General features: G+C 70.7%; 22 protein-coding genes. 15 read left to right on the top strand and 7 right to left on the bottom strand.

Annotated elements, in window-relative coordinates; all coding sequences use genetic code 11:
* Positions 1 to 18: 18 nt before the first annotated feature.
* From ACIBI4_RS03245 to ACIBI4_RS03225, 5 genes are all read left to right on the top strand, one after another.
* On the top strand, positions 19 to 1161 hold the full coding sequence (locus ACIBI4_RS03245; protein WP_399202023.1) for an acyl-CoA dehydrogenase family protein: 1143 nt from the start codon (positions 19 to 21) through the stop codon (positions 1159 to 1161).
* A gap of 63 nt (positions 1162 to 1224) precedes the next feature.
* The gene (locus ACIBI4_RS03240; protein WP_399201804.1) at positions 1225 to 2439 is read left to right on the top strand and encodes an acetyl-CoA C-acetyltransferase; all 1215 of its coding nucleotides are present in this window, start codon (positions 1225 to 1227) and stop codon (positions 2437 to 2439) included.
* A 184-nt stretch (positions 2440 to 2623) separates the two neighbouring features.
* Positions 2624 to 4816, top strand: a complete 2193-nt coding sequence (locus ACIBI4_RS03235) for a 3-hydroxyacyl-CoA dehydrogenase NAD-binding domain-containing protein (protein WP_399201803.1) — start codon at positions 2624 to 2626, stop codon at positions 4814 to 4816.
* A gap of 149 nt (positions 4817 to 4965) precedes the next feature.
* Positions 4966 to 5745, top strand: a complete 780-nt coding sequence (locus tag ACIBI4_RS03230) for a MerR family transcriptional regulator (protein WP_399201802.1) — start codon at positions 4966 to 4968, stop codon at positions 5743 to 5745.
* A 198-nt stretch (positions 5746 to 5943) separates the two neighbouring features.
* Positions 5944 to 7422: an amino acid permease gene (locus ACIBI4_RS03225; protein ID WP_399201801.1), complete on the top strand. Its 1479-nt coding sequence runs from the start codon at positions 5944 to 5946 to the stop codon at positions 7420 to 7422.
* Between the two features lie 88 nt (positions 7423 to 7510).
* Here ACIBI4_RS03225 and sph read toward each other — a convergent pair whose 3' ends face one another.
* Positions 7511 to 8539 carry a sphingomyelin phosphodiesterase gene (gene sph, locus ACIBI4_RS03220; RefSeq protein WP_399201800.1) on the bottom strand — a complete coding sequence of 343 codons (1029 nt, stop codon included), beginning with the start codon at positions 8537 to 8539 and terminating at the stop codon, positions 7511 to 7513.
* A 168-nt stretch (positions 8540 to 8707) separates the two neighbouring features.
* On the opposite strand from sph, the gene ACIBI4_RS03215 reads away from it, so the two are divergent.
* Together ACIBI4_RS03215 and ACIBI4_RS03210 are read left to right on the top strand one after the other, a co-directional pair.
* Entirely contained in the window at positions 8708 to 10009 is a 1302-nt protein-coding gene (locus ACIBI4_RS03215) for a M14 family metallocarboxypeptidase (protein WP_399201799.1), read from the top strand.
* 74 nt (positions 10010 to 10083) lie between these two features.
* Positions 10084 to 11802 carry a BCCT family transporter gene (locus ACIBI4_RS03210; RefSeq protein WP_399201798.1) on the top strand — a complete coding sequence of 573 codons (1719 nt, stop codon included), beginning with the start codon at positions 10084 to 10086 and terminating at the stop codon, positions 11800 to 11802.
* A 93-nt stretch (positions 11803 to 11895) separates the two neighbouring features.
* Here ACIBI4_RS03210 and ACIBI4_RS03205 read toward each other — a convergent pair whose 3' ends face one another.
* The gene (locus ACIBI4_RS03205) at positions 11896 to 12822 is read right to left on the bottom strand and encodes an FAD-dependent oxidoreductase (RefSeq protein ID WP_399201796.1); all 927 of its coding nucleotides are present in this window, start codon (positions 12820 to 12822) and stop codon (positions 11896 to 11898) included.
* Positions 12823 to 12917: 95 nt separating this feature from the next.
* Between ACIBI4_RS03205 and ACIBI4_RS03200 the strand changes: the two genes are divergently transcribed.
* From ACIBI4_RS03200 to ACIBI4_RS03190, 3 genes are all read left to right on the top strand, one after another.
* Positions 12918 to 13940, top strand: a complete 1023-nt coding sequence (locus tag ACIBI4_RS03200; protein ID WP_399201795.1) for an oxidoreductase — start codon at positions 12918 to 12920, stop codon at positions 13938 to 13940.
* A gap of 91 nt (positions 13941 to 14031) precedes the next feature.
* Positions 14032 to 15627, top strand: coding sequence for an alkaline phosphatase D family protein (locus ACIBI4_RS03195; protein ID WP_399201793.1), 1596 nt, complete (start codon positions 14032 to 14034; stop codon positions 15625 to 15627).
* 11 nt (positions 15628 to 15638) lie between these two features.
* Positions 15639 to 16496, top strand: coding sequence for a hypothetical protein (locus ACIBI4_RS03190; RefSeq protein WP_399201792.1), 858 nt, complete (start codon positions 15639 to 15641; stop codon positions 16494 to 16496).
* 73 nt (positions 16497 to 16569) lie between these two features.
* Here ACIBI4_RS03190 and ACIBI4_RS03185 read toward each other — a convergent pair whose 3' ends face one another.
* Together ACIBI4_RS03185 and ACIBI4_RS03180 are read right to left on the bottom strand one after the other, a co-directional pair.
* The gene (locus ACIBI4_RS03185; RefSeq protein WP_399201791.1) at positions 16570 to 19008 is read right to left on the bottom strand and encodes a Tex family protein; all 2439 of its coding nucleotides are present in this window, start codon (positions 19006 to 19008) and stop codon (positions 16570 to 16572) included.
* Positions 19009 to 19143: 135 nt separating this feature from the next.
* A complete protein-coding gene (locus ACIBI4_RS03180) occupies positions 19144 to 20007 on the bottom strand; it encodes a hypothetical protein (RefSeq protein WP_399201790.1) in 864 nt (287 codons plus the stop codon).
* A 122-nt stretch (positions 20008 to 20129) separates the two neighbouring features.
* Between ACIBI4_RS03180 and ACIBI4_RS03175 the strand changes: the two genes are divergently transcribed.
* The 3 genes from ACIBI4_RS03175 (at position 20130) to ACIBI4_RS03165 (ending at position 22539) form a co-directional block, all read left to right on the top strand.
* Positions 20130 to 21116, top strand: a complete 987-nt coding sequence (locus ACIBI4_RS03175) for a GlxA family transcriptional regulator (RefSeq protein WP_399201789.1) — start codon at positions 20130 to 20132, stop codon at positions 21114 to 21116.
* 120 nt (positions 21117 to 21236) lie between these two features.
* On the top strand, positions 21237 to 21872 hold the full coding sequence (locus ACIBI4_RS03170; RefSeq protein ID WP_399201788.1) for a DJ-1/PfpI family protein: 636 nt from the start codon (positions 21237 to 21239) through the stop codon (positions 21870 to 21872).
* Positions 21873 to 21927: 55 nt separating this feature from the next.
* Positions 21928 to 22539, top strand: a complete 612-nt coding sequence (locus tag ACIBI4_RS03165) for a DJ-1/PfpI family protein (RefSeq protein ID WP_399201787.1) — start codon at positions 21928 to 21930, stop codon at positions 22537 to 22539.
* Between the two features lie 10 nt (positions 22540 to 22549).
* Here ACIBI4_RS03165 and ACIBI4_RS03160 read toward each other — a convergent pair whose 3' ends face one another.
* The gene (locus tag ACIBI4_RS03160; RefSeq protein WP_399201786.1) at positions 22550 to 23305 is read right to left on the bottom strand and encodes an enoyl-CoA hydratase/isomerase family protein; all 756 of its coding nucleotides are present in this window, start codon (positions 23303 to 23305) and stop codon (positions 22550 to 22552) included.
* A 182-nt stretch (positions 23306 to 23487) separates the two neighbouring features.
* Here ACIBI4_RS03160 and ACIBI4_RS03155 point away from each other — a divergent pair, with 182 nt between their 5' ends.
* The gene (locus ACIBI4_RS03155; RefSeq protein ID WP_399202022.1) at positions 23488 to 24063 is read left to right on the top strand and encodes an HdeD family acid-resistance protein; all 576 of its coding nucleotides are present in this window, start codon (positions 23488 to 23490) and stop codon (positions 24061 to 24063) included.
* A gap of 131 nt (positions 24064 to 24194) precedes the next feature.
* The gene (locus tag ACIBI4_RS03150) at positions 24195 to 24731 is read left to right on the top strand and encodes an ATP-binding protein (RefSeq protein WP_399201785.1); all 537 of its coding nucleotides are present in this window, start codon (positions 24195 to 24197) and stop codon (positions 24729 to 24731) included.
* Here the strand turns inward: ACIBI4_RS03150 and idi are convergent.
* Both idi and ACIBI4_RS03140 read right to left on the bottom strand, forming a co-directional pair.
* Complete coding sequence (idi, locus tag ACIBI4_RS03145; RefSeq protein WP_399201784.1) at positions 24697 to 25290, bottom strand: isopentenyl-diphosphate Delta-isomerase; 594 nt, start codon at positions 25288 to 25290, stop codon at positions 24697 to 24699. The genes ACIBI4_RS03150 and idi overlap by 35 nt on opposite strands.
* 115 nt (positions 25291 to 25405) lie before the next feature.
* Positions 25406 to 25975 carry a GNAT family N-acetyltransferase gene (locus tag ACIBI4_RS03140; RefSeq protein ID WP_399201783.1) on the bottom strand — a complete coding sequence of 190 codons (570 nt, stop codon included), beginning with the start codon at positions 25973 to 25975 and terminating at the stop codon, positions 25406 to 25408.
* Between the last annotated feature and the right edge of the window lie 28 nt (positions 25976 to 26003).

Here is a 26003-nt window from a genome sequence, read left to right as displayed (position 1 = left end):
CCGACCGGACCACAGCGCATGGAGCGCAGGCTCTACGGCGAGGAGCACGAGGCCTTCCGTACCTCGGTCCGCACATTCCTCGAACGGGAGGTGATCCCGCACCACGAGCAGTGGGAGAAGGACGGCATCGTCTCGCGCGACGCCTGGCGCGCGGCCGGCAAGCAGGGCCTGCTCGGCCTCGCCGTGCCCGAGGAGTACGGAGGCGGCGGGAACACCGACTTCCGCTTCTCGGCCGTCCTCGCCGAGGAGTTCACCCGCGCCGGCGCCTCCGGCCTCGCCGTCGGCCTGCACAACGACATCATCGGCCCGTACCTGACCTCGCTCGCCACCGACGAGCAGAAGCGGCGCTGGCTGCCCGGATTCTGCAACGGCGAGATCGTCACCGCGATCGCGATGACCGAACCGGGCGCGGGCTCCGACCTCCAGGGCATCAAGACGCACGCACAGGACAAGGGCGACCACTGGCTGCTCAACGGCTCGAAGACCTTCATCTCCAACGGCATCCTCGCCGACCTGGTGATCGTCGTCGCCCGTACGACGCCCGAGGGCGGCGCCAAGGGACTCTCCCTGCTCGTCGTCGAGCGCGGCATGGAGGGCTTCGAGCGCGGCCGCAACCTCGACAAGATCGGCCAGAAGGCCCAGGACACCGCCGAGCTGTTCTTCCGGGACGTGAAGGTCCCCAAGGAGAACCTGCTCGGTGAGCTCGACGGCGCGTTCCTGCACCTGATGACCAACCTCGCCCAGGAGCGTATGGGCATCGCGGTCGCCGCCATCGCCGCCGCCGAGTACCTCGTCGAGATCACGATGGAGTACGTGCAGGAGCGCGAGGCCTTCGGGCGCAAGCTCGCCAAGCTGCAGCACATCCGCTTCGAGATCGCCGAGATGGCCACCGAGTGCGCCGTCACCCGGACCTTCCTCGACCGCTGTATCGAGGACCACGCGAACGGGACGCTCGACCACGTCCACGCCTCGATGGCGAAGTGGTGGGCCACCGAGCTGCAGAAGCGTGTCGCCGACCGCTGCCTCCAACTGCACGGCGGCTACGGCTACATGACCGAGTACCGCGTGGCGCGCGCCTTCACCGACGGCCGTATCCAGACCATCTACGGCGGGACCACCGAGATCATGAAGGAGATCATCGGCCGGTCGCTGCTGCCGTAGGCCCTGCCGACCCAGCCCCCGCACCTCCCACCCTCACCCCGCACCCCCGAAAGGGCATGATTCGTGAGCACCGAAGCGTACGTCTACGACGCGATCCGCACGCCGCGCGGTCGCGGCAAGGCCAACGGGTCCCTGCACGGCACCAAGCCGATCGACCTGGTGACCGGCCTGATCAAGGAGATCCAGACCCGTAACCCGAACCTGGACCCGGGCACCATCGACGACATCGTGCTCGGTGTCGTCGGCCCGGTCGGCGACCAGGGCTCGGACATCGCGCGCATCGCCGCCATCGCCGCGGGCCTGCCCGACACGGTGGCCGGCGTCCAGGAGAACCGCTTCTGTGCCTCGGGCCTGGAGGCCGTCAACATGGCGGCGATGAAGGTCCGTTCGGGCTGGGAGGACCTGGTCCTCGCGGGCGGCGTCGAGTCCATGTCCCGCGTCCCGATGGCCTCGGACGGCGGCGCCTGGTTCGCCGACCCGATGACCAACTGGGACACCAACTTCGCCCCGCAGGGCATCGGCGCGGACCTCATCGCGACCATCGAGGGCTTCACGCGCCGCGATGTCGACGAATACGCGGCCCTGTCCCAGGAGCGCGCCGCGAACGCCATCAAGGACGGCCGCTTCGAGCGCTCGGTCGTTCCCGTACGGGACCGCAGCGGTCTGGTCGTCCTCGACCACGACGAGTTCCCGCGCCCGGGCACCACCGCCGACTCGCTCGGCAGGCTCAAGCCCTCGTTCGCGGACATCGGCGACCTCGGCGGCTTCGACGCGGTGGCGCTGCAGAAGTACCACTGGATCGAGAAGATCGACCACGTCCACCACGCGGGCAACTCCTCGGGCATCGTCGACGGCGCCTCGCTCGTCGCGATCGGCTCCAAGGAGGCGGGGGAGCGGGGCGGCCTCACGCCGCGCGCCCGCATCGTCTCCGTCGCGGTCTCCGGCTCCGAGCCGACAATCATGCTCACCGGCCCGGCGCCCGCCACGCGGAAGGCTCTGGCCAAGGCGGGTCTGACCATCGACGACATCGACCTCGTCGAGATCAACGAGGCCTTCGCGGCGGTCGTGCTCCGCTTCGTCAAGGACATGGGCCTCTCCCTCGACAAGGTCAACGTCAACGGCGGCGCCATCGCCCTCGGCCACCCCCTGGGCGCCACGGGCGCGATGATCCTCGGCACGCTCGTGGACGAACTGGAGCGTCGGGACAAGCAGTTCGGGTTGGCCACCTTGTGTGTTGGCGGCGGTATGGGTATCGCCACGATCGTGGAGCGGATCTAGGCCCCTCGCCGTAGGGCTTCTGTGCGGTGCCGCCTGCAGGTTGTGGGTGGCTGGTCGCGCAGTTCCCCGCGCCCCTGAAGGCGGGCGGCTGCGCCGCCGCCCCCGGGCCCGGCCACCTGGCCCCTGGCCACGCCGCCCCCGTCAACGAAGCTTTCCCGACACGGACTTTCACGGAGACGTACCCATGACGCAGAGCACGACCATCCGTTGGGAGCAGGACGACACCGGCATCGTCACGCTCGTCCTCGACGACCCCAACCAGTCCGCGAACACCATGAACCAGGCGTTCAAGGACTCCATCGCCGCCATCGCCGACCGCGCCGAGGCCGAGAAGGACTCGATCCGCGGCATCATCTACACCTCCGCGAAGAAGACGTTCTTCGCGGGCGGTGACCTCAAGGACATGATGAAGGCCGGCCCCGAGGACGCCCAGGCCGTCTTCGAGACGGGCCTCGGCATCAAGGCCTCGCTGCGCCGCATCGAGACCCTCGGCAAGCCCGTCGTCGCCGCCATCAACGGCGCCGCGCTCGGCGGCGGCTACGAGATCGCGCTGGCCAGCCACCACCGCGTCGCCCTCGACGCCCCCGGTTCGAAGATCGGTCTGCCCGAGGTCACCCTCGGTCTGCTGCCCGCGGGCGGCGGCGTCACCCGCACCGTGCGCCTGATGGGCATCGCCGACGCGCTGCTCAAGGTGCTGCTCCAGGGCACGCAGTACAACCCCAAGCGCGCCCTCGACAACGGACTGGTGCACGAACTGGCCGCCACGCGCGAGGAGATGCTGGAGAAAGCCCGCGCCTTCATCGAGGCCAACCCCGAGTCCCAGCAGCCCTGGGACAAGCCCGGCTACCGGATCCCCGGCGGCACCCCGGCCAACCCCAAGTTCGCGGCGAACCTGCCCGCGTTCCCGGCCAACCTCAAGAAGCAGCTGAACGGCGCCCCCTACCCGGCCCCGCGCAACATCCTCGCCGCGGCCGTCGAGGGCTCGCAGGTCGACTTCGAGAGCGCGCTGGTCATCGAGGCCCGCTACTTCACCGAGCTGGTCACCGGGCAGACCGCGAAGAACATGATCCAGGCGTTCTTCTTCGATCTGCAGGCCGTCAACTCCGGCGCCAACCGCCCGCAGGGCGTCGAGCCCCGCCAGGTCCGCAAGGTCGCCGTGCTCGGCGCGGGCATGATGGGCGCCGGCATCGCGTACTCCTGCGCCCGCGCGGGCATCGAGGTCGTCCTCAAGGACGTCTCCGCCGAGTCCGCCGCCAAGGGCAAGGGCTACAGCGAGAAGCTCTGCGCGAAGGCCGTCTCCCGCGGCCGTACGACCCAGGAGAAGGCCGACGCGCTCCTGGCCCGCATCACGCCCACCGCCGACCCGGCGGACGTCGCGGGCTGCGACGCGGTCATCGAGGCCGTCTTCGAGGACCCGGCGCTCAAGCACAAGGTGTTCCAGGAGATCCAGCACCTCGTCGAGCCCGACGCGCTGCTCTGCTCCAACACCTCGACGCTGCCGATCACCGCGCTCGCCGAGGGCGTGGAGCGCCAGGGCGACTTCGTGGGGCTGCACTTCTTCTCGCCCGTCGACAAGATGCCGCTCGTCGAGATCATCAAGGGCGAGCGCACCGGCGACGAGGCCCTCGCGCGCGCCTTCGACCTGGTCCGCCAGATCAACAAGACCCCGATCGTCGTGAACGACTCGCGCGGCTTCTTCACCTCGCGGGTCATCGGCCACTTCATCAACGAGGGCGTGGCGATGGTCGGCGAGGGCATCGAGCCCGCCTCCGTCGAGCAGGCCGCGGCCCAGGCGGGCTACCCGGCGAAGGTCCTCTCCCTCATGGACGAGCTGACCTTCACGCTGCCCCGCAAGATCCGCGAGGAGACCCGCCGCGCCGTCGAGGCCGAGGGCGGCACCGTGCCGGTGCACCCCGCCGAGGCCGTCATCGACCGGATGATCGACGACTTCGACCGCAAGGGCCGCTCGTCCGGCGCCGGTTTCTACGAGTACGGCGAGGACGGCAAGCGCGGGCTGCTCTGGCCGGGTCTGCGGGAGCACTTCACGAAGCCGGGCCACGAGATCCCGTTCCGTGACATGCAGGAGCGGATGCTGTTCTCCGAGGCGCTCGACACCGTGCGGCTCCTGGAGGAAGGCGTCCTGACCTCGGTCGCCGACGCCAACATCGGCTCGATCTTCGGCATCGGCTTCCCGGGCTGGACCGGCGGCGTCCTGCAGTACATCAACGGGTACGACGGCGGCGCCGGGGCAGGCGTCGGGCTCGCCGCCTTCGTCGCCCGCGCCCACGAGCTGGCCGACCGCTATGGCGAGCGTTTCCTGCCGCCGGCGCTCCTGGTCGCGAAGGCGGAGAAGGGCGAGATCTTCAGCGACAAGTAGGGCACGGCAACAGGAGTACGACGCGTGCCACGGGAGTCCCGCGAAGGGCTCCCGTGGCACGCGCTGCCATGGCAGTCCTGGTGCGACAGCAATACTGTTCCACTGCACGTTTGCAATGTGAGGCAAGGCGGGAAGCGAGGCCGCGAGCGATGACCACCCAGGCCGATGGGCAGCCTGTGCGGGAAGAAGAAGAGGAGCGCGCGTCGGGCGGGTACGGACCCTCGCTCACCGTCGACGAGCTGGCGGCCCGTGCCGGGGTCACCGTGCGGACCGTGCGTTTCTACAGCACCCGCGGCCTGCTGCCGCCGCCGTCGATCGGCCCGCGCCGCGTCGGCCGCTACGGAGCGGCGCATCTGTCCCGGCTCGCGCTGATCGAGGAGCTGCAGCACCACGGTCTGACCCTGGCCGCGATCGAGCGGTACATGGAGCAGCTGCCGGCCGACATGACGGCACACGACCTCGCGATCCACCGCGCCCTCGTGGCGAGCTGGATTCCCGAGGGCGCCACGGAGATGAGCCGTGAGCAGCTGACACGGCGCAGCGGCGGTTCGCTCGCCGAGACCGACATCGACCGGCTCGCGGCGATGAGCGTCCTGGAGCGCACCGAGGACCCGGAGACCTTCCGCATCGACCCAGGCCTGCTGCACCTGGGCCTGCGCCTGCTCGACGTACCGATCGCGCACGACACGATCCTGGCCGCGCGGGACGTGATGCTGGAGCACTCGCGTCAGGCCGCGAAGGAGCTGACGCGGCTCTTCCAGGACGAGGTCTGGGGCCCCTACCGGGACCGCGCGTCGGATCCGGCGGCGGTCGAGGCGATGAAGTCGCTGTCGGCGGCCATGCAGCCGATGGTGGTGCAGGCCCTGGTCACGGCGTTCCAGCGCTCGCTCAAGGACGAACTGCGGCGGCGGTACGTGGACGAGACGTAGGCGACAGAGGGGTGCATGGTGGACACCGGCTTCCTGTACAGACCCTGATCACCATGTGAGATGTCCCGCTCTGTGACCTCGGCCACCGTCGGTTCACAGGGCAGTGGGTCATGGTGTGCGAGGTCCGTGCCGCGTCAGGGGTGGCACGGATTTTGCATGTCCCCCCACTGTCCCCCTTTTCTTGAGAGTGAACAGCGCGTGAGCAAGGAAGCCGTCACCACGGCACCGGAGGCCCCCCGCACGGGTGCCGACGTGCCCGCCGATGCAGGCGACGCGGGATACAGCAAGGACCTCAAGGCCCGCCACATCAACATGATCGCCATCGGTGGAGCGATCGGTACCGGTCTGTTCCTCGGAGCGGGCGGTCGTCTCAACTCGGCCGGACCGGGTCTCGCCCTCGCCTACCTGGTGTGCGGCATCTTCGCCTTCTTCGTCGTACGGGCGCTCGGCGCGATGGTCGTCTACCGGCCGTCGTCCGGTTCGTTCGTCTCGTACGCCCGTGAGTTCCTCGGCGAGAAGGGCGCCTACGTCGCCGGCTGGGCGTACTTCCTCAACTGGTCCACGACCGGTATCGCGGACATCACCGCCATCGCGATGTACACGCACTACTGGAGCTTCTTCACCGACATCCCGCAGTGGGTGCTCGCGCTGATCGCCCTGGCGATCGTGCTCGCGATCAACCTGATCTCGGTGAAGATCTTCGGTGAGATGGAGTTCTGGTTCTCGATCATCAAGGTCGCGGCCCTCGTGATCTTCATGCTGATCGGCATCTTCCTGCTCGTCACGCAGTCCGACGTGGGCGGCCAGACCCCGGGCCTGCACGTGATCACCGAGAACGGCGGGCTCTTCCCGTCCGGCATGATGCCCGTGGTCGTCGTCATGACCGGTGTCGTCTTCGCGTACGCCTCCCTCGAACTGGTCGGCGTCGCGGCGGGCGAGACCGCCGAGCCGCAGAAGATCGTGCCCCGCGCGGTCAACTCGATCATGTGGCGCGTGGGTGTCTTCTACGTCGGCTCCGTCGTCCTGCTCGCGCTGCTCATGCCGGGTTCGGCGTACTCCGGTGACGAGAGCCCCTTCGTCACCGTCCTCTCCTCGATCGGCGTCCCCGCCGCCGGTGACGTGATGAACCTCGTGGTCCTCACGGCCGCGATGTCCTCGCTCAACTCGGGTCTCTACTCGACGGGCCGCATCCTGCGCTCGATGGCGATGGCGGGCTCCGGCCCGGCGTTCACCGCGAAGATGAGCCGCAACAAGGTGCCGTACGGCGGCATCCTGCTGACCTCCGCCGTGTGTGTGCTCGGCGTCGGCCTCAACTTCCTGATGCCGGACAAGGCCTTCGAGATCGTCCTGAACGTGGCCGCGCTCGGCATCATCACGACCTGGGTCACGATCATGCTCTGCCACCTGGTGTTCCGCCGCCGGGCCGAGGCGGGCCTGCTGCCCCTGCCGAAGTTCAAGCTCCCCTGGAGCCCGGTCACCGAGATCGTCACGATCGTCTTCCTGCTGACGGTCCTGGGTCTCATGTGGAAGGACGCCGAGATCGGACGTCCGACCCTGTACCTGATCCCGCTCATCGCGCTCGCGCTGGTCGCCGGCTGGTACAAGGTCCGCGGCAAGGTCGCGGCGGGCGGCCTGGCCGCCGAGCAGGCCGCGCTCGAGGACACGTCCTCGAAGTAGCGGCCCCGCACGACCACTGCGGCCGGTTCTGCCCCTGGGGGCGGGACCGGCCGCAGTGTCATGTCAGGACGCGAGTACGGTCACCGCCTCAGGACGCCGACCCGGTCACCGGGTAGTGGTCCGAGAGATTCGTGTACGTGTAGGAGGTCCCCCAGCTCGTCACGGTCCACGGCGCCGACTGCTCCTTGACGACATGGTTCGTCCAGCCCGCGGGCCGCACGTGCCCGGCCCGGTGCAGCACGTGGTCGAGGTCCTCGCGCGGGTCGTCCGGGTAGCGGTCCTTGGCGATCGAGTTGTCCCGGGTGTCGAAGGAGTACGGGTGCCCGGTGCGGGAGTCCGCGCCGGCCAGGCCGCCGTCGGTGAGCATCGAGGCGTACTCGGCGCTGTGGGAGTCCACGTTGAGATCGCCCGCGACGATCACCTGCTCCGACGCCGGGATCGCCTTGGCGTCCAGGAACCTGTCGATGTCCTTGAGCTGCGCGCTGCGCTTGGCGGCCGCCTCGCCCGCACCGCAGCCCGGGTCCGTGGACTGCAGATGCGTCCCGACCACGTGCACCTTGGTGCCGTTGACGTCCAGGACCGCATAGGCGAAGCCCTTGTTGGAGTACCAGTCGGCCCCGCACGCCTCGGGGAAGACGTACTGCTCCTTGCGCAGCACCGGCCACTTGCTGAGGATCGTGACGCCGCCGTCCTCGGGCGTCGTGGCCGAGTAGTTGCCGCCGGTCGCGTCCCACCCGGACTTGCTGCGGCCCACGACGGGCGTCTGGTGCGGGTACTCGGCGCGCGCCTTGGCGGCGAGTGCGTCGGACGATGAGTTGTCGAAGGCCTCCTGGAGGACGACGACGTCCTGGCCGCGGAAGAACGACGTCTTCGGTATCTCGGCGGCGCGGTGGTCCTGGCCCCAGTTGGGGTACAGCGTCCTGCTGAACAGGAAGGCGTTGTACGACAGGACCTTGAGCGCGGGCACGTCCGCGGCGGCGGAGGCGTCCGACGGCGCGGCGGAGGCCGGAGCGGTCGTGACGAGACCCGCGCCGGCGAGCAGCGCGCAGAGCGCCGCGGCGGTCGTCCTTCTCGTACGGGTCCGCGGCGTGCGGTGGGCGAGCGGTGTTCCGGACACATGAACTCCTGTGGTGAGTGTGGGGCAGGAGGCGGAGCCCGCTCATCCAAGCAGCGGCAGTTACTTCCCGGTAGCCCATGGGTGACGAAGAGTTGGACCGGTCCTGGACACTCGGTTGTCACTACGGCCCTCTTTTGCGCGGGAGTTGACCGGAGTACCGTCCGTCACATGGCGATGACTGCGCGTTCCACAACACGTTTCCTCGTCCATGCCCTCACCCTCGCGATGGGCGCCGCCGTGCTCTCCGGCCCGGCGATCGCCTCGCCCGCGCAGCCGGCCCCGCGCACCGGTTTCGAGACCTCCGCGGGCGCCCGCTGGACCACGCAGCCCGAGGAGCAGAAGTTCCTTGCCCGCGTCGACCGGGGCAGCAGCCGGATGCGCGTCGAGCGGATCGGTACGACGAAGCAGCACCGGCCGCTGCAGGTCGTCAGCCTGAGGGAGCGCCGCCACGCCCCGCTCACCGTGCTCCTCATCTGCTCCCAGCACGGTGACGAACCCTCAGGCCGCGAGGCCTGCCTCACCACGGTCCGCGACCTCGCCTACGCGAAGGACCGGCGCAGCCTCACCCTCCTCGACCGCGCCGAGATCCTCGTCGTCCCCACCGCCAACCCCGACGGCCGCGCCGCCGACACCCGCGGCAACTCCGACGGCGTCGACATCAACCGCGACCACATGGCCCTCGCCACCGCCGAGGGCCGCGCGCTCGCCGCGCTCATCCGCGACCGCAAGCCCGACGTCATCTACGACCTGCACGAGTACGGGGCCACCCCTCCGTACTACGACAAGGACCTCTTCGACCTCTGGCCGCGCAACCTCAACACGTCGCCCGGTGTGCACGACCAGGCCCAGGCGCTCTCCGCGGACCATGTCAGGCCCGCCGCCGAACGGCTCGGGTACTCCACCGGAACGTACGGGATCTGGACCGACCCCGAGACCGGAGAGCCCATCAAGCAGACCGCGGGCGACGGGCAGGAGCGGATCCTGCGCAACGCCTCCGGGATCAAACACGCCGTCGGGCTGCTCATCGAGAGCCGGGTCGACCCCCTCACCGACGCCGAGAAGGCCGACGAGGCGCTGAACAACCGGCGCCGTGTCAGCTCCCAACTCGCCGCGCTCGGCGGACTGTTCCGGTTCACCGAGGAGGACGGGCACGAGGTGACCCGCGCCACCGCCGCGGCCCGCCGCGCCGGCTTCGACGACGAGGGGCCCGTCTACCTCGGCGGCGCCGACAACGACCCCGCCGAACCGGCCGAGACCCTCACCGACCCGCCCTGCGGCTACCGCCTCACCGCTGCCCAGTACGCGGAGGTCGGCGACGAACTCGCCCTGCACGGCATCGCCGTGCGCAACAACGGTGCCGGAGGCGCCCTCGTCCCGCTGCGCCAGCCGCTGCGTGCCCTCGTACCCCTGCTGCTCGACGGACGGGCGCAGTACCACCTCGTGGCCGGGCAACCCGCCGACACCTGCTGATGCCGGAGGAGCGGTGACGCACGTGGTAGCGAGGAAGCAGCATCCCCATGCCGCTCCCTTGAAAGGTGCCGCCTATGCCACACGACGAGCCCAACTTCCCACAGGGGCACGGAAAACACGATGCACGAGGCGAACCGCACCTGTCCGCGGGACTTCCCGGCAGTCCTCATGATCATGGAGTCGTGACGACCGACCGGGTGGTGTTCGGCGTCACCGCAGCGTTGACGCTCGCATTCGTCCTCTGGGGCGCAATTTCCACCGACACGCTGGAGGACGTCTCCGCCAAGGCGCTGAACGGACTCATCCACAACGCCGGTTGGGCCTTCGTGCTCTTCGCCTCCGGCTTCGTGGTCTTCGCCCTGTGGCTGGCCATCAGCCGCTACGGCAAGATCACGCTCGGCGGCGAGGGCGAGGAGCCCGAGTTCCGTACGGTGTCCTGGATCGCGATGATGTTCAGCGCCGGCATGGGCATCGGCCTGATGTTCTACGGGGTCAGCGAACCCCTCGCGCACTTCACCACGCCCCCGCCCGGCACCGACCCCGCCGACTCGGCCACCGCGATGATGACCGCGATGGCCACCACCCTGTTCCACTGGACGCTCCACCCCTGGGCGATCTACGCGGTGGTGGGCCTGGCGATCGCGTACAGCAGCTTCCGCAAGCGCAGGCGCCAGACGATCAGCGCCGTGTTCACCCCGCTCATCGGCAAGAAGCACGCCGACGGTGCCTGGGGCCGGGTGATCGACATCCTCGCGATCTTCGCCACGCTCTTCGGCTCGGCGGCCTCGCTCGGTCTCGGCACCCTGCAGATCAGCAGCGGTATGCGTGAGCTGGACTGGGCGAAGACGGTCGGCACCGGAGTCCTCGTGGCGATCATCGCGGTGCTCACCGCGGCCTTCGTCCTGTCCGCGGTCTCCGGCGTCGAGAAGGGCATCCAGTGGCTGTCCAACACCAACATGGTGCTCGCCCTGCTGCTCGCGCTGTTCGTGTTCATCGCGGGCCCGACCGTGATCGTCCTCGATCTGCTGCCCACGTCGATCGCCGCCTACCTCGGTGATCTGCCGCAACTCGCGGGCCGCACCGAGGCGACCGGCGGTGAGGGCGTGGCGGACTGGCTGGGCAGCTGGACCGTCTTCTACTGGGCCTGGTGGATCTCCTGGACGCCGTTCGTCGGCATGTTCATCGCGCGGATCAGCCGCGGCCGCACCATCCGCCAGTTCGTCGGCGGCGTCATCCTGGTGCCCAGCACGGTCAGCCTGATCTGGTTCGCCATCTTCGGCGGTACGGCGATGAAGATGAAGGAGAGCGGGCGGCTCGGCGACGAGGCCACCCCCGAGGGGCAACTCTTCGCGCTGCTGCGGGAGTTCCCGATCCCCACCGTGATGAGCATCCTGGTGATGATCCTCGTCGGCATCTTCTTCGTCTCCGGCGCGGACGCGGCGTCCATCGTCATGGGCACGCTCTCGCAGCGCGGCACCTTCGAGCCGACGCGGCTCGTCGTCGTGTTCTGGGGCGTGGTCACCGGTGCCGTCGCCGCCGTGATGCTGATGATCGGCAACGGGAAGCCCAACGCCCTGCAAGGTCTGCAGAACCTCACGATCCTGGCCGCCGCGCCCTTTGTGATCGTGATGCTCGGCATGTGCTGGTCCATGATGCGCGACCTGCGCAATGACCCGCTGATCGTGCGGGGCGAGAAGGGCGAGGAAGCCGTCGAGATGGCCGTGATCGCGGGCCACGAGAAGTACGACGGTGACTTCGAGCTGCGGATCGGTCCGGCGCCGACGGACGAGTGAGGCGGGGGAGCGGGGCGCTCGAGAAGGCGCCCCGCTCCTGCTCGCCCCGCTCCCGCTCGCCGCGCGGCTGCGCTCAGCCCCGCAGGCCGGCGCTCAGTCCAGCAACGCTGCCACGTCCTGCGCACAGCCCCAGGCCGCGGTGACACCCCCGCCGCCGTGCCCGTAGTTGTGCACCACCACGGCGCCCGTGTCGCCGAGCCGCTCCCGCTCCAGTCGCACCGAGGGACGTGCGGGACGCAGGCCCACCCGGTGCTCCAGGACCCTGGCCGTCGCCAGCTCCGGGAGGATCCGCGCGCACCGCTCCACAATCCCGGCCGCCGTCGCCGGATCCGGCTCCCGGCTCCAGTCGCCCTCGCCGGCGCAGCCGCCGAGCACCACGCCCTTCGGATGCGGGATGACATACGTCTCCGTACCGCCGACGAACCAGCGCTCCAGACCCGGGTTCTCCACCACGACCAACTGTCCACGCACCGGGTACACGCTCGCGTCGCCCGCGAGTTCACGGGCGCCGAGCCCCGAACAGTGCACGACCGCGGGCGCTTCTGCCGCCGCCTCGTCGAGATCCGTGACCGTACGCTCCTCGACGGAGCCGCCCGCGTCGAGGAGCCGCCGGGTCAAGTACCGCAGGTAGACCGGCATGTCGAGCACGGGCACGGTGGCCTCGATGCCCTGCCCATAGCCCTCCGGGAGATCCACGGCCGGACGGACGCCGCCGAGCGCACCGCTCCAGGCACCGAGGATCGACCCGTCGGCCATCACGCCGGTGACCAACCGGACGCCCGTCTCCTCCGGGAGCGCCGCGAGCTCCTCGTACGCCCGCAGGGAGCGCAGCGACCAGTCGACGACCCGGTCGAGCGGCTCGATCCGGTACGGCCAGCAGACCGCGCCCGCGACCGCCGAGGTCGTCCGCGCCGCGGGCTCCTTCGACCACACCCGGACCCGTCGGCCGCCCTCCGCGAGCACCACCGCCGCCGAGAGCCCGATCACTCCGCCACCCACCACGATCACGTCTGCGCTCATGGACGCACCGTAATCGAACGCCGACCGATCACCACCCGGTCAGCGGAATACCGGATGCATGCTCGGTTCGCGCTCCGGATGGGGATACTCGTGGCATGTGTGCCGAGTACGCGACCTTCGGTCTTGCCCCGGCGATGCGGGCCGGCGGCGTCCTGGCCAACGGTGACTACCAAGTCCACCGTGATTTCACCGACTTCATCGTCGACGGGCGGCCGCTGCTCTTCCAGCTGTCCGACCTCGACGCGGTGTCCCCCCTGGCCTCGGACGTACCGCCCGCGATCTTCACGACGCATGTGCGCAGACTCCTGCTGGAAGCCGAACCTCCGCTGCCCGAGGGGAGGTTCGTGATCTACGGCTGCCCGGAGTGCGAGTCCCTGGAGTGCGGTGCCGTCACGGCCGTCATCGAGCAGGACGGCGACGACTACATCTGGCGGGACTTCGCCTGGCAGACCCAGGACGCCGTCGATCTCGAACGCGACGGGTACCACGGCATCGGCCCCTTCCGCTTCCGCGGCGAGGGCTACCGCACCGAGCTGGGCCGGCTGCTCGCCGCACCCGAACCCGCGCTGCCGCGGCGGGTGCTGCTCATCGGCGCCCGCGTCGCCGTCCTGGCGAAGCTGGCGATGGCGCTGCGCACGATCGGGATAGGCGCGGAGATCACCGAGGACGCCACCGGCGTGCCGACCGAGGAGTTGCGGACGTACGGCGCTGTCGCGTTCGGCCGTGCGGTCACCGAGACCCAACGGGCGCTGGTGCGCGAGGCGTTCGAGCAGACCGGCACCGATGTCGTCTACGTGGACGGCTTCGCCCCGATCATCCCGATCCTCGTGGCGCAGATCGAGGACGCGCTGGACCGCAGCCCGACGGCACAGCGCAGGCTGACCCGGCTGGTGGCCGCGGACGGCGAGGCCGGTGTCGAGGTCACCTCGACCTGCCGGGTCCAGCTGACGGGTTACCGGCTCGACCGGCTGTACCGCACGCATACGCACGAGCTGTTCGACGACGTCCTCGAGGCCGGAAAACACCGGATCGCGCTCGACGCGAAGGCGGTCAAGGGGGAGTCGTACATCGTGGCGCGGACCACGGACAGCGTGCTGGTGGCGCCCATGGTGCGGTGACATAGGGGGAGTTGGGTTTCGGCCCCGCCGCTCACCGACTGACCGAGAGTTGGTCTACCGGAGTTCACCGGACGCTGCTTGAGTCCCGCCCATGAACTCCAGACGCACGCTTCCCACAGCCCTGGGCACACACGCCCGCCGCAGATTCCTCACCGTGACGGGCGCCGCCGCCGGCCTCGCCGCGGTCGGCGCCCTGCCCGGCATCAGTCCCGCGTCGGCCGACACCACGTCGAGCACCAAGGAGTACCCGTTCACCCTCGGCGTCGCCTCCGGCGACCCGCTGCCCGACGGCGTCGTCCTGTGGACGCGCCTGGCCCCCGACCCCCTCGCCCCCTTCGGCGGCATGGACCAGCGCACCTACCCGGTGCAGTGGGAGGTGGCGACGGACGAGCGGTTCCGCCGCGTGGTCCGCCGCGGCACCGCCCGCGTGTCCCCCGAGTACACCCACACCGCGCATGTGGACGTCCGCGGTCTCGCGCCCTGGCGCGAGTACTACTACCGCTTCCGCTCCGGCCGCCACATCAGCCCGGTGGGCCGCACGAAGACCGCGCCCGCGCCGCACCAGTCGATCCCGAGCCTGTCGCTGGCGTTCGCCTCCTGCCAGGCCATCTGGGAGGGCTGGTTCACCGCCCACCGCGATCTGGCCGCCCGAGGACACGACGTGGTGCTCTTCCTCGGCGACTACATCTACGAGTACGGCGTCGACCGCGGGATACGCCCCGACGACGGCGAGGAGCACCACACCCGCCAGGCGGTCACCCTCGACGAGTACCGCCACCGCTACACGTACTACCGGCTCGACCCCGACCTCCAGGCCGCGCACCATTCCGCGCCGTGGATCGTCGCCTACGACGACCATGACGTCGTCAACAACTGGGCCGACGACAACGATGGCAGCATTCCTCCCGAGCAGTTCCTGGTGCGCCGCGCCAACGCCTTCCGCGCCTACTGGGAGCACATGCCACTGCGCATGCCCCAGCTTCCGCAAGGGCCCGACATGCAGCTCTACCGGCGTCTGGGCTACGGGAGGCTGGCGGAGATCTCGATGCTCGACACCCGCCAGTACCGCGACGACCAGGCGAACGGCGACGGCGCCAAGCCGCCCAACGACGCCACCGCGGACCCCTCCCGCACGATCCTCGGCTTCCCCCAGGAACGCTGGCTGTACGACGGGCTCTCCGCCTCGCGGACCCACTGGAACATCCTCGGCCACCAGACCGCCATCACGCTCCTCGACCACACGTCGGGACCGGGCCAGACCGTCCCGATGGACACCTGGGACGGCTACAGCGCGACCCGCGACCGGCTGCTCACCACCATCGACCGGCGCGGCATCCGCAATGTGGTGAGCCTCGCAGGGGACCTGCACCGCAGCGTCGTCAGTGATCTGGCCCTGGACGTCAACGACCCGGACTCCCGCAGCGTGGCCACCGAGTTCGTCGGTACGTCGATCAGCTCCGGCCTGGACGGGCAGGACCTCGACGCCCTCGGCCAGGTGTTCCTCGACGAGAACCCGCATATGAAGTTCGGCAACGTCCAGCGCGGCTACGTGAGTTGCGAGATCACCAAGGAACTGTGGCGCTCCGAGTTCCGTGTCTGCGATCGCGTGACCGTCCCGGACGGCACCGTGTCCACGCGCACCGTCCTCGCCGTAGAGAGTGGCAAGCCGACCGTCGTCGAAGCCTGAGGAGCCCGCCGGTGAAGAAGATCCTTCTGCCCGCCGCGGCCGCGGGCCTCACGCTCGTCCTCGCCGCCCCCTCCGCCTCCGGTGCCCCGCGGCCCGCCCGCCCGGGCCCGCCCGTGGTCCTCTCGGCCTCGCCCGCCGCGCTGACGGCCACCGAACTGCCCTGCCTGCCCGCCAAGTTCGACGTGACGATGACGAACACCGGGACCACCCCCGTCTTCGCCGATGCCTTCCTGGAGGCGGACCGCCCGCTCACCCTCTCGGACAGCGTCTTCTCGACCTACCTCCCCGCCGCCGACCCCGACCAGCCGGTCAGCCGCCCGGTCAAGGTCCGCGTACCGCGAGGCACGACGCCCGGCGACTACGACATCGAACTGACCACCGGAAGGCAGCGCGTGGTCGTGCCGGTCACGGTGGAGGCCCTGCCCGAGCCCGCCCCGGGCGACAACCTCGCCTACGGGCAGCAGGCCACCGCCTCCTCCACGCACGGCAGCCACGCGGTCTGCAGCGCGGTGGACGGCGACAGCACCTACGCCAACTGGCCTGGTACGGGCTGGAGCGACGGGACGCGCGGCACGTTCCCCGACTGGTTCACGGTCACGTGGCCCGAGCAGGTCGAGCTCGGCCGGATCGAGACCGTCACCTACGGCGCCCCGGGCAGCCCGGCCACCCGGGGCATCAAGGACTTCGACGTCCAGGTGAAGTCCGGCGCGGACTGGCGGACCGTCGGCTCCTACCGCGGCAACACCGTCGACCGCGTCGTGACCACCTTCGACCCCGTCACCACCGACGCCGTCCGCGTACTCGTCCACAGCTCCAACAGCGGCGACTACTCCCGCCTCCTGGAACTGGAGGCCTACGCCCCGCAGTAGGCCGGGCGCGACGGGCATACGAAGGGGGCGGGCCCCGTGCGGGACCCGCCCCCTTCGGGCAACTGCCGTGCTGTCAGCGGCGCTTGGGGTCCACCAGGCCCGCCTTGCGCAGCGCGTCGGCCATCGCGCTGTTCGCGGGCGCCGGCGCCGGACGGCCACCGCCCTGGCGGCCGCCGCCCTGGCCGCCACCGCGCCGGTTGCCGCCGCCATCGCGCTGCTCGCGGTTGCCGCCGCGCTGTTCGCGGTTGCCGCCGCCACGTTGCTGCGGCGGACGGCCGCCCTGGCCGCCGCGCTCGCGCCGGCCGCCGCCCTGCTTCTCACCGCTCTGAGCGGAGGCCTCGTCATCCAGCCGCAGCGTCAGCGAGATCCGCTTGCGCGGGATGTCGACGTCGAGCACCTTCACCTTGACGATGTCGCCCGGCTTCACGACGTCCCGCGGGTCCTTCACGAACGTCTTCGACAGCGCGGAGACATGCGCCAGACCGTCCTGGTGCACCCCGATGTCGATGAACGCGCCGAACGCCGCCACGTTCGTGACCACGCCTTCGAGGACCATCCCGGACGTGAGGTCGCCGATCTTCTCGACGCCGTCCTTGAACGTGGCCGTCTTGAACGCCGGACGCGGGTCGCGCCCGGGCTTCTCCAGCTCGCGCAGGATGTCCGTGACGGTCGGCAGACCGAAGGTCTCGTCCACGAAGTCCGCGGCCCTCAGCGACTTGAGCGTCGCCGTGTTCCCGATCAGCGAGGCCACCTCACCGCCGGCCGTCTTCACCATCCGGCGCACCACCGGGTACGCCTCGGGGTGCACGGAGGAGGCGTCCAGCGGGTCGTCGCCGCCGCGGATCCGCAGGAAGCCCGCGCACTGCTCGTACGCCTTGGGGCCGAGCCGCGCCACGTCCTTGAGGCCGGTACGGGCCCGGAAGGGGCCGTTGGCGTCGCGGTGCGCCACGATGTTCTCGGCCAGGCCGGAGCCGATGCCGGAGACGCGGGCGAGCAGCGGGGCGGAGGCCGTGTTCACGTCCACGCCGACACCGTTCACACAGTCCTCGACCACCGCGTCCAGCGAGCGCGAGAGCTTCACCTCGGACAGATCGTGCTGGTACTGGCCGACACCGATCGACTTCGGGTCGATCTTCACCAGCTCCGCGAGCGGGTCCTGGAGGCGGCGCGCGATGGAGACGGCGCCGCGGATCGACACATCGAGGTCGGGCAGCTCCTGCGAGGCGAAGGCCGAGGCCGAGTACACCGAGGCGCCCGCCTCGGAGACCATGACCTTGGTGAGCTTCAACTCCGGGTGCTTGGTGATCAGTTCACCCGCGAGCTTGTCCGTCTCGCGCGACGCCGTGCCGTTGCCGATCGCGACGAGCTCGACCTTGTGCTCGGCGCACAGCCGCGCCAGCTTGCCCAGCGCCTCGTCCCACTTGTTGGCCGGAACGTGCGGGTAGATGGTGTCCTTCGCGACCACCTTGCCGGTCGCGTCGACCACGGCCACCTTCACACCCGTACGGAAACCGGGGTCGAGGCCGAGCGTGGCGCGCGTGCCCGCGGGCGCCGCGAGCAGCAGATCACGCAGGTTCGAGGCGAACACCTTGACCGCCTCGTCCTCGGCGGCCGTGCGCAGCCGCAGCCGCAGGTCGATGCCGAGGTGCACCAGGATGCGGGTGCGCCAGGCCCAACGGGCCGTGTCCTTCAGCCACTTGTCGGCCGGACGCCCCTGGTCGGAGATCCCGAACCGGTGGGCGACGATCCCCTCGTACGAGGAAGGGCCGTCGGTGGGCTCCTCGGGCTCCAGGACGAGGTCGAGCATGCCCTCCTTCTCGCCGCGGAGCAGCGCGAGGACACGGTGCGAGGGGAGGTCGGTGAACGGCTCGGCGAAGTCGAAGTAGTCCGAGAACTTCGCGCCCTCGGTCTCCTTGCCCTCATGCACCTTCGAGGCGAGCCGTCCGCGCGTCCACATCCGCTCGCGCAGCTCGCCGATGAGGTCCGCGTCCTCCGCGAAGCGCTCGGTGAGGATCGCGCGGGCGCCGTCCAGGGCGGCCTGCGGATCGGCCACGCCCTTGGCGTCGTCCACGAACGCGGCGGCGGCCGCGAGCGGCTCCACCGTCGGGTCGCCGAACAGGCCGTCGGCCAGCGGCTCCAGACCTGCCTCGCGGGCGATCTGCGCCTTCGTGCGCCGCTTCGGCTTGAAGGGCAGATAGATGTCCTCCAGGCGCGCCTTGGTGTCCGCCGCGCGGATCTGCGCCTCGAGAGCCTCGGTGAGCTTGCCCTGCTCCCGTACCGAGTCGAGGACCGCCGTGCGGCGCTCCTCCAGCTCGCGCAGATACCGCAGCCGCTCCTCGAGCGTGCGCAGCTGCGCATCGTCGAGCATGCCGGTGGCTTCCTTGCGGTACCGCGCGATGAAGGGCACGGTCGAGCCCCCGTCGAGCAGCTCGACCGCGGACCTGACCTGCCGCTCCGCTACGCCGAGCTCCTCGGCGATCCTGCTCTCGATGGACAACGTGGGTGTCGTCACGATTCCCGTACCGCCTTCTCGCTGAGCTTGAGTCGGCCATTGTGGCAGGTGGCGCGGCCGCCGGGGGAACGGGTGCGGTCACACGGCGCGGCCGGACCGGAGCAGGGGGCGCGCTCCGGCCGGCCGGTCGTAACGTCAGTCCTTGCCGATGAGATCCGCCGGGAACGCGCCCGCCGTCAGCGCCGTCATCACGAACCCGCCCGCGAGTTCCGTGAGCCGCTCCACACCGGCCGCCCCGAGGTGCTCGTACGGAGCCGCGTCCAGCCGGTCCGTGGCCGCCTCCAGGTGCGCGCGCAGCTCGCGGCCCGCCTCGGTCAACTCCCGCTCGCCGTCGAGCAGTCCGCGCTCCTGCAGGCCGGTGGCGGCCTCGTCCCACTCGGTCCGGCTCCAGCCGCGTGTCTCGACGGCCCACTTCACGGAGAACCCCTTGCCGGTCGCGGTGTGGCTCACCAGAGCCTCCAGCGGGCCGAGCTCCGCGTCGAGCAGGGCCGCGATGTGCCCGTCGCCGCGGTGCTCACGCAGCAGGGTGGCCGCGTGCCAGTACGCGAGGTGCGGCTCGTCCGGCACGGGCAGGTCGGCGTGCGCGGCGTACAAGGGCCGGGCGTGCCGGGTGCAGGCTTCGGCAGCCGTGAGGGCGAGCCGTGCAGCTTCGGCCATCTCGGGGCTGTCCACCGCGTCCCCGAGCAGCCGCCGCAGATTGCCGTCGACCGCGCGCAGCCGCGCGGCGAGCACCGCCTCGGGCGCGGCCGACTCCCAGATCGCCGGCACGTGGGCCGCGATCAGCTCGTACTTGAAGTTGTAGTACGTCGCCGCCACCGTGCCGGCTCCCACCGCCCCCATGGCGGCCGAGCGGCCCGCGAAGTAGGCGGGGCTCCAGCCGTCGAGCCCGAGCGCGCCCATCTCCTTGGCGTACTCCGGCGAGAAGTAGTGCGTGGAGTGCAGCGGATTGAGCAGGTTGTGGCAGCGGCGGCCGGCCTTGGCCGGCAGGGGAGAGGTCATGCGCGGCACGTTACCGACGGGTCGGTATGGAGGGAAGGCCGAGGTGTCTCGTCCGTGCCCATGGCAGGAAAGGTGGGGTACTCGGCATTGCTGACATCCGCGCCCGCCAAAACAATGGACGCATGACGAAACACAGCGTCCTCGTCGTCCTCTTCGACGGCGTCCAGAGCCTCGATGTCACGGGGCCGGTCGAGGTGTTCGCCGCGGCGGGGCACTACGCGGGCCCGGGCGGCGGGCTCACGGGGGAGAGCAGCGAGCCGTACGAGATCCGCACCGCCTCCCTCGACGGCCGGCCCGTGCGCACCTCCAGCGGGCTGACGCTGGTGCCCGACGGGGCGCTGGACGACATGCCCCCGCCGCACACCCTGCTAGTGCCGGGCGGCACGGGTACCCGCGAGCCCGACGAGGACCTGGTGACCTGGCTGCGGGCGCACGGGACGCGCGCCGAGCGGCTGGTCTCGGTGTGCACGGGCGCGCTGCTCCTGGCCGCCGCCGGCCTGCTGGACGGACGCCGCGCCACCACCCACTGGGGCTTCTGCGAAGCCCTCGCCCGCCGCCACCCCGAGGTCGAGGTCGCACCGGACGCGATCTACGTCCGCGACGGCCGGGTCGCCACCTCGGCGGGTGTCACCGCCGGCATCGACCTCGCACTCGCGCTCGTCGAGGAGGACCTGGGCCGCGACACCGCGCTCCTGGTCGCCCGCGTCCTCGTGGTCTTCCTGCGCAGGCCGGGCAACCAGGCCCAGTTCAGCGCCCAGCTCTCGGCCCAGACAGCGCAGCGCGCACCCCTGCGCGACGTCCAGCAGTGGATCAGCGAGCATCCCGCCGAGGACCTCGGCGTGGAGGCGCTGGCCGCCCGCGCCCGCCTCTCACCCCGCCACTTCGCCCGCGCCTTCCGGGCCGAGACCGGCACGACGCCCGGGCGGTACGTGGAGCGCGTACGGGTCGAGCAGGCGCGCCGGCTCCTGGAGGACAGCGCCCTGGGCGTCGAGGAGATCTCCCGCGCCTGCGGCTACGGCACACCCGAGGCGATGCGCCGCGCGTTCCTCAAGCGGCTGGGGGTGCCGCCGGCCGAATACCGGCGCCGCTTCCGGCCGTCCCTCGTCTGAGGCGGCCGGCCCGCCCCAGCCCTCGTACGACCTGTCCCACTGCCCCTCCGTACGACCTGCACCTGACACCTCCGTTCCGGCCCGCCCTGCTCCTGCCCACCATCCACCGGGAGACCCGACATGCAACTGGCGATCGTGCTCTTCGACCGCGTCACCGCCCTCGATGCCGTGGGTCCGTACGAGATCCTCAGCCGGCTGCCCGGCATGGAGACGGTCTTCGTCGGCGAGCGGACGGGGCCGGTGCGCACCGACACCGGCGCGCTGGCCCTCACCGTCGACAAGACCTTCGCCGAGGTGCCGGGCCCGGACCTCGTCCTCGTGCCCGGCGGCCCCGGCCAGACCCCGCAGATGGACAACCCCGTCCTGCTCGACTGGCTGCGCTCCGCCGATGCGACCAGCACCTGGACGACTTCGGTGTGCACCGGCTCGCTGCTGCTCGCCGCCGCCGGTCTGCTCAAGGGCCGCAAGGCCACCTCGCACTGGCTGGCCCTGGACTTCATCCGCGGCTTCGGGGTCGAACCGACCGCGGAACGCGTCGTGTTCGACGGCAAGTACGTCACCGCGGCCGGTGTCTCCTCCGGCATCGACATGGGCCTCGCCCTGGCGGGCCGGATCGCCGGTGAACGGGCCGCGCAGTCCATCCAGTTGCTCACCGAGTACGACCCGCAGCCGCCCTACGACGCGGGCGCACCGCACAAGGCGCCGGCCGACCTCGTCGCGGAGTTCCGTGCGAACACGCGGCACCCGCAGGACTGATCCACCGGCCGGCCGCACAGGCCGAACCGGAACCTACTCGCCCCAGGGGGAACCCATGCAGATCGCCATCGTCCTGTTCGACCAGTTCACCGCGCTCGACGCCGTCGGTCCCTATCAGACCCTCGGCCCGCTGCCGGGCGCCGAGACCGTGTTCGTGGCCGCCGAAGAGGGTCCCGTCAAGGACGACACCGGCAACCTCGCTCTCGTCGCCACCCGGACCTTCGCCGACGTCACCCGCCCCGACATCGTGGTCGTCCCGGGCGGCCCGGACGTCCCCGTGGACAACCCCGTCCTGCGCGACTGGCTGCGCGCCGTGGACACCACCACGACCTGGACGACCTCGGTGTGCACCGGCTCGGTGCTGCTCGCCGCGGCCGGTCTCCTCGAAGGCCGCAGTGCCACCACGCACTGGCTCTGGATGGACAAGATCGAGCAATATGGCGTGCGGCCCACCGGCGAGCGTGTCGTGTTCGACGGCAAGTACGTCACGGCGGCCGGCGTCTCCTCCGGCATCGACATGGGACTGACGCTGGCCGGGAAGATCGCGGGCGACGACCACGCCCAGGTCGTCCAGCTGATGACGGAGTACGACCCGCAGCCGCCCTACGACGCGGGCTCGCCCGAGAAGGCCCCCGCGCACCTCGTGGAGATGATGCGCGGCCTGTGAGCCACCGGGCTCAGGGGGACCACGTGAACTGCGGCTTCCTGCGCTCCAGGAAGGCGGCGACACCCTCGGCGGTGTCGCCGCCCTGGCGCATCTGCGCGCTCCAGTGCTCCTCGCGCCCGGTCCGGCCGTTCGCGAACTCCTTCGCCGCGACCTGCGTGAGCAGCGAGCGCGACGCGAGCACACGGGCGAACTCGGCCACCCGCTTGTCCAGTTCGTCCTCGCCGTGCACTTCGTCGACGAGGCCGGTGCGCAGCGCCCGGGCGCTGTCGATCAACTCGCCCGAGAACAGCAGGTACTTGGCGGTCGCCGGGCCGACCAGGTCGACAAGGCGACGGGTCGACGAAGCGGCATAGACGATTCCGAGCCTGGCCGGAGTGATCCCGAACGTGGCCCCCTCGGTCACGAACCGCAGATCGCACGCCGCCGCCAGCTGGCAGCCGCCGCCCACGCAGTGCCCGCGTACCGCCGCGAGCGTCGGCTTGGGGAACGCGGCCAGTGCCTCCTCGGCCCGTACGGCCAGCTCCCGCGCCTCGTCGGCGGACTCCACGAGCCCCGAGATGTCGGCGCCCGCGCAGAACGTCGCCCCCTCGCCCGTCAGCACCAGGACACGTACGGCCGGATCGGCGGCGAGCCGGTCGAGCAGCGGCGGCAGCGAGCGCCACATCGCATTGGTCATGGCATTGCGCTTGGCCGGATGCGAGATCACCACGGTGGCGACCCCGTCGGAGCAGGCATGAACGAGCTGCGGCAGGGGATCCGATGACATGCGCCGGATGCTACCCGCAGCCCCTGCTCGTACGATCGGACCAGGGGGCGCCCGAGGGAGACGCCATGGCCACACCCGAAGAGCACGCCGCAGGTGGACCGACCGCACCCGAGGAGAAGGCCGCGGGCGGACCGTCCACGCCGCCCGAGGGTCCGGGCGGGCTCACCGACCCCGGCCGCAAGATGAGCCGCAGCCTCGGTCTGATGGCGGCGCTCGGCGGGGTGCTCGTCCTCGGCGGTCTCGTCGGCCTCGTCTACGTCGGTGTCGCCACGCTCACGTCGATGCTGCTCTTCGGCTGGCTGCTGCTGATCGGCGGTCTGGTGGGGCTGGTGCACGCGCTGCAGATGCGCGGCTCGAACTTCTTCTGGCTGGGCGTGGTCGTCGCCGCGCTCAACATCGCGGCCGGTGTCGTGGTGATCCGGCATCCGCAGGGGACCGCCGAGGCGCTGACGATGTTCGCGGCGCTGCTGTTCCTGACCGGCGGGGTGTTCCGCCTCGTCGGCAGCGTCGTCGTCCGCGGGCCGCAGTTCGGCCTGACGCTGGTGCAGGGAGCGTTCGGCATTCTGCTCGGTGTGCTCATTCTCGCCGAGTGGCCGGGCAGCAGTCTGTACGTGATCGGCTGCTTCTTCTCGCTCGCGCTGCTCTTCGACGGGCTCGGTCTGGTGGCGATGGGGATCGGCGGGAGGCGAATCGTTCGTGCAGTAAGTGGAGTTGAGGACTCCGAAGGTCCCAAACCCCCTGAATCCCCGACAGCTTGAAGTAAGAACAAGACGCACACGAAGCAGTCGCACAACTGACGCTGTCATACGCGCACGATCACATTCCGTCGATATGTGACGAGTTCCGGTCACCGATGCGGTACGGACCAAAACCTTCCCAAACTCGAAGCGTGGTGACTATCGAGCGTGAGGGCGGCGACCGGACGATGCGCGACTACGGCAGGGTGCCCCCCGACCCGCCATCGGACGGGCCGCTGCCGTACGAGGGAGTCTGGAGATTCACCGCCCCGTCCGTGGACGCCTCGGTGCCCCAGGCCCGCCGCGCGGTGCGCGAGCTGCTCGCGCGCCAGGGCGTGCCCGCCGCCGACGACACCGTCCAGGGTCTGCTCCTGATCGTCTCGGAGCTGGTCACGAACGTCGTACGGCACGCGGCGCTGCTCTCGCCGATGCTCGCCGTCGAGGTGGCCGTGGGCGCCGAGTGGGTGCGCGTCTCGGTCGAGGACAACCACCCGTACCGCCCCAAGGCGCTGGAGGCCGACCAGGGGCAGACCGGCGGGCGGGGGCTGCTGCTCGTGCGCGAGATCACCAAGGAGGCGGGCGGCGCCTGCGACGCCGAGCACACCGCCACCGGCGGCAAGGTGATCTGGGCCGCCCTGCCGCTCAAGCCCTACCTCACCAGCCGGCGCCTGGACCCGTCAGCTCCTTGACCGCGGGGCGCGCGGCATCCAGCACGGTCATGAACCACGCGGAGAACGGACCCTCCGCGTGCCGCGCGTCCAGTTCCTCGGGCGTCACGAACGCCGTCTCGCCGACCTCCTCGGGATCCGGCCGCAGCGGGGACTGGACCATGCCGACGAAGAGATGGTTGAACTCCTGCTCCACCAGGCCCGACGCGGGATCCGGGTGGTTGTAGCGCACCGTGCCGGCCTCCGCCATCAGCGACGGCGAGACCCCCAGCTCCTCCCAGACCCGGCGGGCGGCCGCCGCGAACGGCGCCTCGCCCGGGTACGGGTGCCCGCAGCAGGTGTTGGACCAGACACCGGGGGAGTGGTACTTGCCGAGCGCCCGGCGCTGCAGCAGCAGTCGGCCCTGCTCGTCGAAGAGGAACACGGAGAACGCCCGGTGCAGCCGGCCGGGCGCCTGGTGTGCGGAGAGCTTCTCCGCCGTGCCGATGGTGGTGCCGTCCTCGTCGACCAGTTCGAGCAGGATCGCTTCCGCGGAGCCGTTCTGAGAACTGGTCGGCGCGGTGGCTGGGGTGATCGGCATAACCATCCTTTCGGGGCGAAGCCCTCAGTTTGCCGCAGTTCGGCGGGTGCTGTGCACCGGCGCTCCGCATCGTGGGTACGAGGGGGCTGACGCCCCATTGCCCACCCACGGTTGCTCACACCCCGAAAGCCGCCGGATACCGGATCGTCCCCGCAGGCAGCGGACCCTCACCCTCGAAGGCCATCGCCATCATCGCCTCGTCCGGCACCTCGAAGGACGTGCCCACCCCGAAGCCCGACGCCTTGGTGAAACCGAAGCGCGGGTAGTACTCCGGGTGCCCGAGGACCGTCAGGAGCCGCTCCGCGCCGCGCGCCCGCGCCGCCTCGATGACGGCCTCGATGACCGCGTGCCCCGCGCCCTGGCGCTGGAACTTCGGCAGCGTCGCCACCGGGGCCAGCACCAGCGCCGGTGCCTCGTCCACCAGACAGCGCGTGATCAGGGCGTATGCGGCCAGCTCACCGTCCGGTGTCTCGGCCACGTACGACAGACCGTCGATCCACGCCTGCGCGTCGGCGCGCAGCGCGTCCACCAGGTCGGCCTCCATGGCGGTCTCGAAGGCCGCGGCGTTCAGCGCGTGCACCGCGTCCCGGTCCGCAGGCCTTTCCTCCCGTACGACCCACTCCTGGCCCTTGCCCGGCTGCGTGCCGTTGTCCATCACCATCTCCTTGTCGTACCGCTTGTCCATTCCCCCATGATCGAGCAGTTTTGAAGAA

This window comes from Streptomyces sp. NPDC050418, from assembly GCF_044458745.1.
Classification (GTDB): domain Bacteria; phylum Actinomycetota; class Actinomycetes; order Streptomycetales; family Streptomycetaceae; genus Streptomyces.
This window is presented reverse-complemented; position numbering and strand designations above follow the sequence as displayed.

What these genes read in the sequence shown, in the direction of transcription:
- ACIBI4_RS03230 (WP_399201802.1), top strand. Translation starts at nt 4,966, where the DNA reads ATGACCACCCAGGCCGATGGGCAGCCTGTGCGGGAAGAAGAAGAGGAG.
- ACIBI4_RS03140 (WP_399201783.1), bottom strand. Translation starts at nt 25,975, where the DNA reads ATGGACAAGCGGTACGACAAGGAGATGGTGATGGACAACGGCACGCAG.
- ACIBI4_RS03180 (WP_399201790.1), bottom strand. Translation starts at nt 20,007, where the DNA reads ATGACCTCTCCCCTGCCGGCCAAGGCCGGCCGCCGCTGCCACAACCTG.
- idi (WP_399201784.1), bottom strand. Translation starts at nt 25,290, where the DNA reads ATGCCGATCACCCCAGCCACCGCGCCGACCAGTTCTCAGAACGGCTCC.
- ACIBI4_RS03160 (WP_399201786.1), bottom strand. Translation starts at nt 23,305, where the DNA reads ATGTCATCGGATCCCCTGCCGCAGCTCGTTCATGCCTGCTCCGACGGG.
- ACIBI4_RS03215 (WP_399201799.1), top strand. Translation starts at nt 8,708, where the DNA reads ATGGCGATGACTGCGCGTTCCACAACACGTTTCCTCGTCCATGCCCTC.
- ACIBI4_RS03245 (WP_399202023.1), top strand. Translation starts at nt 19, where the DNA reads ATGGAGCGCAGGCTCTACGGCGAGGAGCACGAGGCCTTCCGTACCTCG.
- ACIBI4_RS03200 (WP_399201795.1), top strand. Translation starts at nt 12,918, where the DNA reads ATGTGTGCCGAGTACGCGACCTTCGGTCTTGCCCCGGCGATGCGGGCC.
- ACIBI4_RS03170 (WP_399201788.1), top strand. Translation starts at nt 21,237, where the DNA reads ATGCAACTGGCGATCGTGCTCTTCGACCGCGTCACCGCCCTCGATGCC.
- ACIBI4_RS03210 (WP_399201798.1), top strand. Translation starts at nt 10,084, where the DNA reads ATGCCACACGACGAGCCCAACTTCCCACAGGGGCACGGAAAACACGAT.
- ACIBI4_RS03175 (WP_399201789.1), top strand. Translation starts at nt 20,130, where the DNA reads ATGACGAAACACAGCGTCCTCGTCGTCCTCTTCGACGGCGTCCAGAGC.
- ACIBI4_RS03235 (WP_399201803.1), top strand. Translation starts at nt 2,624, where the DNA reads ATGACGCAGAGCACGACCATCCGTTGGGAGCAGGACGACACCGGCATC.
- ACIBI4_RS03205 (WP_399201796.1), bottom strand. Translation starts at nt 12,822, where the DNA reads ATGAGCGCAGACGTGATCGTGGTGGGTGGCGGAGTGATCGGGCTCTCG.
- ACIBI4_RS03155 (WP_399202022.1), top strand. Translation starts at nt 23,488, where the DNA reads ATGAGCCGCAGCCTCGGTCTGATGGCGGCGCTCGGCGGGGTGCTCGTC.
- ACIBI4_RS03165 (WP_399201787.1), top strand. Translation starts at nt 21,928, where the DNA reads ATGCAGATCGCCATCGTCCTGTTCGACCAGTTCACCGCGCTCGACGCC.
- ACIBI4_RS03195 (WP_399201793.1), top strand. Translation starts at nt 14,032, where the DNA reads ATGAACTCCAGACGCACGCTTCCCACAGCCCTGGGCACACACGCCCGC.